The 7,615-nt window shown below is 57.0% G+C and carries 5 protein-coding genes and 4 pseudogenes; 7 read left to right on the top strand and 2 right to left on the bottom strand.

The window, feature by feature from the left end:
* Positions 1-1,269: 1,269 nt before the first annotated feature.
* A pseudogene (locus NKJ04_RS29260) lies at positions 1,270-1,706 on the bottom strand (transposase); the annotation flags it as partial.
* A gap of 80 nt (positions 1,707-1,786) precedes the next feature.
* Here NKJ04_RS29260 and NKJ04_RS29255 point away from each other — a divergent pair.
* A pseudogene (locus tag NKJ04_RS29255) lies at positions 1,787-1,984 on the top strand (IS110 family RNA-guided transposase); the annotation flags it as partial.
* A gap of 426 nt (positions 1,985-2,410) precedes the next feature.
* Here NKJ04_RS29255 and NKJ04_RS29250 read toward each other — a convergent pair.
* Entirely contained in the window at positions 2,411-3,652 is a 1,242-nt protein-coding gene (locus tag NKJ04_RS29250) for an ATP-grasp domain-containing protein (protein WP_352678888.1), read from the bottom strand.
* 536 nt (positions 3,653-4,188) lie between these two features.
* Between NKJ04_RS29250 and NKJ04_RS29245 the strand changes: the two are divergent.
* The 6 genes and pseudogenes from NKJ04_RS29245 to NKJ04_RS29225 form a co-directional block, all read left to right on the top strand.
* Positions 4,189-4,375: pseudogene (locus tag NKJ04_RS29245) on the top strand (hypothetical protein); the annotation flags it as partial.
* Between the two features lie 126 nt (positions 4,376-4,501).
* Entirely contained in the window at positions 4,502-4,702 is a 201-nt protein-coding gene (locus NKJ04_RS29240) for a hypothetical protein (RefSeq protein WP_352678886.1), read from the top strand.
* Positions 4,692-4,853: pseudogene (locus NKJ04_RS33755) on the top strand (IS21 family transposase); the annotation flags it as partial. The gene NKJ04_RS29240 and the pseudogene NKJ04_RS33755, both read left to right, overlap by 11 nt.
* A 534-nt stretch (positions 4,854-5,387) precedes the next feature.
* Entirely contained in the window at positions 5,388-6,095 is a 708-nt protein-coding gene (locus NKJ04_RS29235) for a class I SAM-dependent DNA methyltransferase (RefSeq protein ID WP_352678884.1), read from the top strand.
* 388 nt (positions 6,096-6,483) lie between these two features.
* Positions 6,484-6,756 carry a 2-oxoglutarate and iron-dependent oxygenase domain-containing protein gene (locus NKJ04_RS29230; RefSeq protein ID WP_352678882.1) on the top strand — a complete coding sequence of 91 codons (273 nt, stop codon included), beginning with the start codon at positions 6,484-6,486 and terminating at the stop codon, positions 6,754-6,756.
* A 95-nt stretch (positions 6,757-6,851) separates the two neighbouring features.
* Positions 6,852-7,613, top strand: a complete 762-nt coding sequence (locus tag NKJ04_RS29225; protein ID WP_352678879.1) for an SDR family NAD(P)-dependent oxidoreductase — start codon at positions 6,852-6,854, stop codon at positions 7,611-7,613.
* The last annotated feature ends 2 nt before the right edge of the window (positions 7,614-7,615 follow it).

Raw genomic sequence — 7,615 nt, 5'->3', positions numbered from 1 at the left:
GCGCGAGCACAAGAAGCTCGCTCTACGCCAAGCCGCATGACCAGCTTCATGATCGCCCATTTTGCAGAACTTGACGCACACAACCCCAGAGTGCCAGCACGTGAACGGCTTATTCCGCCTCAACGGAGTGACTCGCCTGCCCCCACGACACATTTCTTTTCCTGCAGGTCATCAGTGACGCCGAACGCGTGGTTGAGTGGCCTGTGTAGACGATATCCCCGAGAATACGGGACTGAAACGACGGGAGCGTTTGCCGACCACTATCAGCTTCTAGGCAGTGCCAGCTTCTTGGTTACGACAAAGTGTCGAGGTTGAATGACTTGCGCTCAATGCTTCAATCAAGGCCAGATTCTCTTGCCACCACGTCCCATGACAGCGACGACTGCAGTAGCTCCCATCACCAGTACACCCTCGCACCCTCTCATCGCCGCATCTTGGCTACGACACGCTGGACCGACCAGGGCGTGGGCTGGTCCAAGTTGCCGAATGTCAACAATGCTTGGCTCCTCGCAGCACCTGGCACATTGGCTGCATCACGGCATCGTATGGGAGGGGCAGCTCGTCGAAAGGATCAAGCGTCTGACAATGACGAGGCCACAACGGTTGCCCGATGAAGCAAGTGATTGACGGCGCAATTTAAGTAACACCCGATGAACGGCATGTGATGCAACGCCATAATCGAGCATCGAACGCGTTGGCGTTTCGCTCGCAAGGCAATTATGGGCTCCACGCCTGCGCTATTAACTGTCAACATTTCTCATCGAGAGTCCTTCGGTTTTCTGCCAGCCCGCTCGTCTTCCGCAGCAATCAAGAACGAGGAATGACAGTGGAAGTTTCAAGCCGCTGCATCGTTCTGTGACAACAACATTCCTCGACGTGATATTCAAATCCCGATTTTGCGGCAGCAGGTCATCGCTACACGACGGTAATCCACTCGGGTCAGAATGCTCGACGCTCTAGAATGAAGGACGCAGTTGGTCAAGGGCGCCCTTCGCATCGGCAGCAGGCTTCGATCCCGGAGGTGCGGACCTAAAGTCTTGGGAGGAGCCGTTGATGAGTCCTTCTTGGGTATCCCGCTTAGCTTAGCCAAGCAGGGTAGCGGCGAGACTAGCGCACGCAATCGCATGTTGCGGCCGCAGAAATGCACCCTCCTTTTCCTTAAACCTAACTCGAAACTCGGTTCCGTGCGAGGTGGAGCTGGGCGGCGGCGCGATGAATAATTCATGCCTCGGCGCCGGCTCGACAATGATTTCGAGGCGACTATCGCCAGCGATAACGTTCGAGCCAGGCGAAAGTTCGCTCGACGACCCATCGTCGCGGCAGGACCTCGAAGCACTTGGCCGCGTCGGAGCGCTTGATGGTTTCGATGGTCGATGTACCCAGGTCGGCGAGAGCCTGCTTCATTTTTTCGCCGGCATAGCCGCCGTCGGCGAATAGATGGCGCAGCCACGGGTAAAGGTGTCGAATGGAGGCGGTGACGCCAACTGCCCCATCCCTGTCCTGGATGTCGGCCGCGTGCACCCTCAGCCCGACAAGGTGCCCCGTCGGTGTCGGTAATGATATGGCGCTTGCGGCCCTTGATCTTCTTGCCGGCGTTGTAGCCGCGCTAGCCGGCAACCGGCGCTCGGGCTCGCCTCGCGACCAAGCGCCAGGCGTGCCGCAGCCAGCAGGTGGAAGTTGATGGTCTTCCACAGGGCACTGTTCCGCCCAGATACCTTCATATTGCAGCCGCTCGGCATAGGTGAGAAGCTTTGGATCGATGATGGTGCTGCCACTGTCTTTCGGACATCTCTACGAGGCGGCCAGCGTCCTCCTGCACCGGACGAAGAAATGGTCCACGCTGAAAGACTGGGGGATGCGTCTGTCGAGGCGGATCGGCTTGAAGAAGGCACAGGTGGCGGTCGCACGGAAGATCGCGGTTCTGCTTCATTGCCTCTGGGTCGACGGCACAAGCTTTGAGTGGGGTAGCGAAAAGGTGGCATAGCAGATCCGAACTCGACCTAATTCGCGGGCCCGTTTCCGGAACCCGTGATGTCCCCGCCGGGACGGTGGCGACCTCGGTCAAACGGCTGACAGCAGTTCATCTGCATCTCGTTGGAAACGTTCAGGCGCCCGACCCGAACATCATCATGAGGCACTCGACCTCGGAAAGGACCATGACCCCGGCGATGGCAGTGCGAGATCCGGATTGACAACTACCCGCAATTAAAGGGCCGTTTGACAGTTTGCGGGCGAGATAGCCGCCAAGCATGGCGATTTGCAGCAGGTAGTAGCGTGTCGTTGGGGGCGGGCTCCGACAGAGGCGGACATACGGTCTTACTTTCAATCTGAGGACGAGAGGCACACCTCCCGAACGACGGTTCGGAGCACCGTTATTCGCCTGCGTTGGTGCGGAGAGAAGATCCGCGGACTATTCCTTTTCGCAAAGGTTCGGAAATCGTGTGATCGACCAATCGATTAAATCGGCAGCACGCTGAAGTATGGCCTCGGTCTTAGCGGGGCAAGGTGATGCGGCGATGACGTGTCCGATGCAGTCTCGGTAATCGCCTTTCCTGATGATCGGCGTCTTGGATTCAATGTAGAATTTGACCTCGGCGACACCTGGTACAGTAGCCGCCAGACTCTCGCCACCGATGTACTCGAGCGTGCCATCACGATCAGCAACCAGCCACCGCGCGACCGCAGTCTGCGAATTGCTTCTGCGTAAATTCCATTCGTCACCGATCACAAGCTTGATGTGCTCCTTGACGAGATCGACACCATAAGCCAGCTGAACCAGTTCAGGAGCGGGCGAACCCGCAAGACGCGGATTGACTTCAATGACGACTGGGCCACGCTTCGTCCACCGGAGTTCAATGTTCGTTGGCCCCCAGCCAAGGCCGAGAGCTCGCAAACAGCTCAGTGAAACATCGGTGATACGATTATAATCTTCATCGGTCAGCACGGCCGGATAGGTGAGCTCACGATAGACGAAATGGGGGGGGCTGCAGAAGTCAAGGACGCCAATCCCAATGACCTCAGTTCCCATTATTTCAATGCTATAATGCGGGCCTTGTGCGAATTCTTCGACCAGTATTCTCGGGGAAGAACGCCATATTTGCTTCCCGCCTAACAGATAGGTCGTATGATCGGCCAACTCATCGACATTGCGGCACAAACGGACACCGATGCTGCCGCTCCCTACAGCTGGCTTAAGAATCACCGGTAGGCCGATCTCCGTGGCAAAGCCTTCCACCTCCGTCGCATTCGCTGCCACGCGATAAGCAGGTACTGGAACGCCAGCCTCCGCGAGAACCTGACGCTGAACGAATTTGTCGCAGCATCGTTCAATCGATGCGGGGGTCGGTCCCGGTAGATCGAAGTGCTGGCAGAGCTTGCCGACTGTCGCAGGGACTGACTCGTCGTCGCCCGCAAAGCCAGTAATGCCAGTAATGTCATACGCAGCACGCAGCCGGGAACATTCGCGGATCAGCGCATCGAGATTGCTTGTATCAAAACGAATAGCCTCAATGCTTTCCGCCGCAAGATATCCGTACTGAGCCGGATCAGCCGCTAGCGTAATTGGATGAAGGCCAAGACACTGAGCCGCTTGGACGTGGAGCGGACCATTACGTCTATGACCTTCAACCAGGATGAGCGCTTTTCTTGCCATGGGCATTTTACTCCGAGGTCTAGTGCTGTGCAGCGGCCCGAGCGTAAACAGGCATCAGCTTTTTTGTCCGTGCCTGATCTCAGACTTCACGGAAGGTACCATTGTCAGCGCTTAGCGGTCGCAAAGGTTCTGTAAACTTAGTTGAAGGATCTGTTGCAACGTTTTGGTACCGGCCGTGTGACATACGAAGCCTTGCGACGAATTTCGGAGGGTTCCGATGTTCCAAGGTCGCCAGTTTGACCAATCAGTGATCCGCTTTGCGAACGTTACAGACAGAGCAACAGTGGTCGTCGGCTGTTCCAGTCGCAGAGGCATGGCGGTGTGCGCTCGGCCTTCCCATTCGTCTCTTTGGGTGTAAGTCTAGTGCGGATGTGCCTTGGGGCCGAGTTCACGGCGGCATCGCGGAAGTTGAAAGCTGTGTAGAAAGAGCCGTAGCACCTAAGGAATGATGGAGTGGCGGCAGCCGAGAGAGCTGCAGGCGCGCACCGGTTAAGGCGGCCATGGCCAGTCAAAGCTTCTCTAGAATGTGAATCTTCATAACCCATTCCGGAGAGACCGATCATGACACTTCAGATTCTACACCCGCCGCGGTGCTGGTAGCGATCGACATTCCCAGGGTGCGCAATGAAGTTCTGATCGAAGCATCAGGCCACAAGCGCCGGCGTCGGCTTTTAGTCCTCAACACCCGTGCTGAGCACGACCATCTGATCGAAGTGCTGTCTGCCGCAGATGCTGCGTTCGCAGGCGCAGTCGACGCTGCAGTGCCTTACCAGCAGGACGCCGCCAAAGCTGGCATCAGTATTGATGTAGTTCGCCGGCGAATGATGGCTACTGGGACACACGGTTAACATGAAGAAACCGTTTTCAGCGAGCTACTGGCTAGGCCGGCCTACCGCTGATTGGATATTCTCTATAGGTTATGCCGCTAATGCTGCATGGAACAATTCTCGTTGGAAGAACGCCCGTTTCAATGAGCTGCTGCTCACCGCGCGGTCCGAGCTTGATGACAAAAAGCGTCAAGGGATGTACTCAGAAATGCAGAGCATTTGACCGGTTCGAGGGGATGGAAGGAGCTTTCCTGCGCTTCAGCGGGGTTCCAGCGGAGGTCCTGCTGGATAATGCGAAGGCTTTGGTTGAGCATCAAGACGCGGTGAAGCGCAAGGTGAGATTTAACGAACGACTGCATGCCTTTTCCCGCTATTGCCCGGCACCGAGGCTAGTCTCCTGCCGGGCTCTCCTGGGGATTGCTTTCCCATACAACGCAGTCACGCGGAAGCCTTATGGAGTGTTGGATGCATGTCGGTGTATTTTCGGAAAGTTAAGTATAAATACGACGTATATCTCAAAACTGCAACGTAATGTATTGTAAAATTCTCAAAAAACACCTTTTTGCTCCTGCATGCGGCTGGTACAGTCGCTCTTGAGAATACCAAATCGTCTTTTCTGGTGCCCACCTTTGGAGTGTCGATGGCTTATCGTGGAGAGCGTCCATGAAGGACCCCCAGCAGCCAGGTCAGGAATTGCTGACCAATCCCAACGGGCCGATCAAGCCGGGAGGGTGGACATATGTTTCCGCTAGAGGACGTCGACGTGATTACCTTGTGTCTAGGCGCCTTCGCATGGTCAACAACCATCCTCCGCGTAGTGGCAAGGAACAGTTCGTGGTTTCAGCTGCGGCCGTTGCGCGCCCATGAATGCAGTGCCGCACCCATCTACCCTTACACGGAGGACGGTTATGAATACCCTGGATCAGCAGACAGCACCGGAGCAAGCCGCACGAGAGCGTATGAAGGCATCCCATGACCTCGATGGCGACGCCGCTCGCTTGGCCCACTTATATCGCGGATGGGCCAGTGCCTTCGATCTGGATCAGGTCCGCGTCGGGTACTGCGGGCCTATGATCGTGGCGGAACTGGCAGGCGCCGTGCAGACGGCCTATTTGGCCGGGCAGCGAAATGCCATCGCAATCCTGGACGCTGGCTGCGGAACAGGGCTCGTCGGCGTGGAACTGGAACGCCTCGGCTTCCGGTTGATTGACGGGTTCGATCTCTCCGAAGATATGGCCGAAAAGGCCCGGCAAACCGGCGTCTACCGCCATGCCAAAGGCGATGTCGACCTTAACGGGCGGCTCTCCGACTACTCCAGCGCGAGCTATGACCTGACCGTCTGCTGCGGCGTCCTCACGCCCGGACACGTCCGACCGGATGGATTGCGCGAGCTCGCTCGCGTCACCCGCCCGAACGGGTTCGTCATTGCAAGCACCCGCAAGAGCTACGCGGAGACGACATCCTTTGAAGACCAGGTGCGGCGTCTGCAGGATGAGGGCGTCCTTACACCGGCACAGTGTCTAAGGAACGGCAGATACGTCGCCGAGGAGGACGCGCACTATTGGGTCTTCCAGGTGCCGGAGAAGGTCAGCGCACCGACGGAGGAGCGGCCATGACCTCGATACCGCAAATCTTGCTGTCGAAACTGGCAGCTGATGCAAGGCGACACGAGGAGCGCGAGCGCCTACGCATGCCCTGCCAGGAGTCCGGGTTCTGAGCATGCCACCACGAAAGAACGCATCGCGCTAGCTATCCGAGGGCTTCGCGACGATGCTTCATGCTGTCAGTCAAAGACGGTTCTCCATGCTACAAACTAAGAAGATACCAATATCGTTGCGCGGGCGTGTAATCATGCCCAAAGACCTCGAGGGAGACTGGACGACAAGCTGCGCGCGAAACCCGGAAATTTTGACGAAATACCCGTGGTTGATATCCTCGATGGTACGAACAAACAGACAGTGGCCAAGGATACGCTGGGCGCTGTAAAACACTGGTTTCATGTAAGTGAAAAACCATGGTGTTCTGCAGGATTTTGTAGAGTCGATGTTCCATGTCACCCGCTGGCTATTTGATTTGCGCATGTCGCAGAAGATGATGTTCCATATTAGGAACTCCGATGTGGCCCTTCGCGGATACATTGGGCCGTTCGAATCGCCAACGATAGATCCCTTTTCTGATCTTTGCAGAGGGCATGCAAAAGCTGCCACGAGGCCGTCACCGATGTCCAAGGCACGCCAAACTTCAGCTTGTCAGCTCCATGGTTTTTTGGTCGCTTAAAAAGGAGAGAACTAGCGGTATGCGGGCATAGATCACCAAGCAGGCCGCCGGAATTAACCGCCAAGCCTCATCACTTTTACTGGGCAATTTAAACTATGACGCATTCCAAGAAGGTGGTTATCGTTACTGGCGCGACGTCGGGGATAGGGGAGGCCATCGCAGAGGCCTTCGCCGCGACAGGGGCGTCACTCGTCTTGGTCGGCCGGGATCGGGAGCGGGGCAAAAGAGCCTTGGAGTCGGTTCAGAAACTCGATTGTCCGGCCGAATTGATGCTCGGCGATGTCGCTGACTCGGCCTTCGCCGACCACGTGGTTAATTCCAGCGTAGAGCGGTTCGGAAAGGTCGACGTCCTGGTGAATAGCGCCGGGATCATCCGGCGTGGAAGCGCCGTCGATACCACGGATGACGATTGGCGCCAGACTTTCGACGCCAATGTCAGCGGTGTGTTCTACTTCAGCCGCGCCGCGGTGAAGGCCATGAGGAAAAGCGGCGGCGGCAGCATTGTCAACATAGCCTCGAATGTGGGGTTGGTTGGCTGTCCCGGGCTGGCTGCCTATTGCGCGTCGAAGGGCGCCGTCGTTCTGTTGACACGAGCCATGGCGCTCGATCACGCCAAAGAGCAAATCAGCATCAATGCGGTCTGCCCTGGCGCCGTGGATACGCCCATGCTTGTGTCGGCCCACAGCCAGCCGGTTACTGCCGACGAGGTCCTCCAGAGGAACATCGATTCAATACCTCAAGGTCGCGTGGCGACGCCGAAGGATATCGCAAGTCTGACGCTTTTCCTCGCGAGCGAGGAAGCCAGGCACATCACGGGGGTTGCTGTTCCAATAGATGGCGGCTTCACGGCAGGATAGGA

This window comes from Mesorhizobium sp. M0618, from assembly GCF_040320765.1.
Classification (GTDB): Bacteria; Pseudomonadota; Alphaproteobacteria; order Rhizobiales; family Rhizobiaceae; genus Mesorhizobium.
This window is presented reverse-complemented; position numbering and strand designations above follow the sequence as displayed.

Bases quoted from the DNA above. Each gene is read 5' to 3' on its own strand.
- NKJ04_RS29250 (WP_352678888.1), bottom strand. From the start codon at position 3,652: ATGGCAAGAAAAGCGCTCATCCTGGTTGAAGGTCATAGACGTAATGGT.
- NKJ04_RS29225 (WP_352678879.1), top strand. From the start codon at position 6,852: ATGACGCATTCCAAGAAGGTGGTTATCGTTACTGGCGCGACGTCGGGG.
- NKJ04_RS29240 (WP_352678886.1), top strand. From the start codon at position 4,502: ATGAAGAAACCGTTTTCAGCGAGCTACTGGCTAGGCCGGCCTACCGCT.
- NKJ04_RS29235 (WP_352678884.1), top strand. From the start codon at position 5,388: ATGAATACCCTGGATCAGCAGACAGCACCGGAGCAAGCCGCACGAGAG.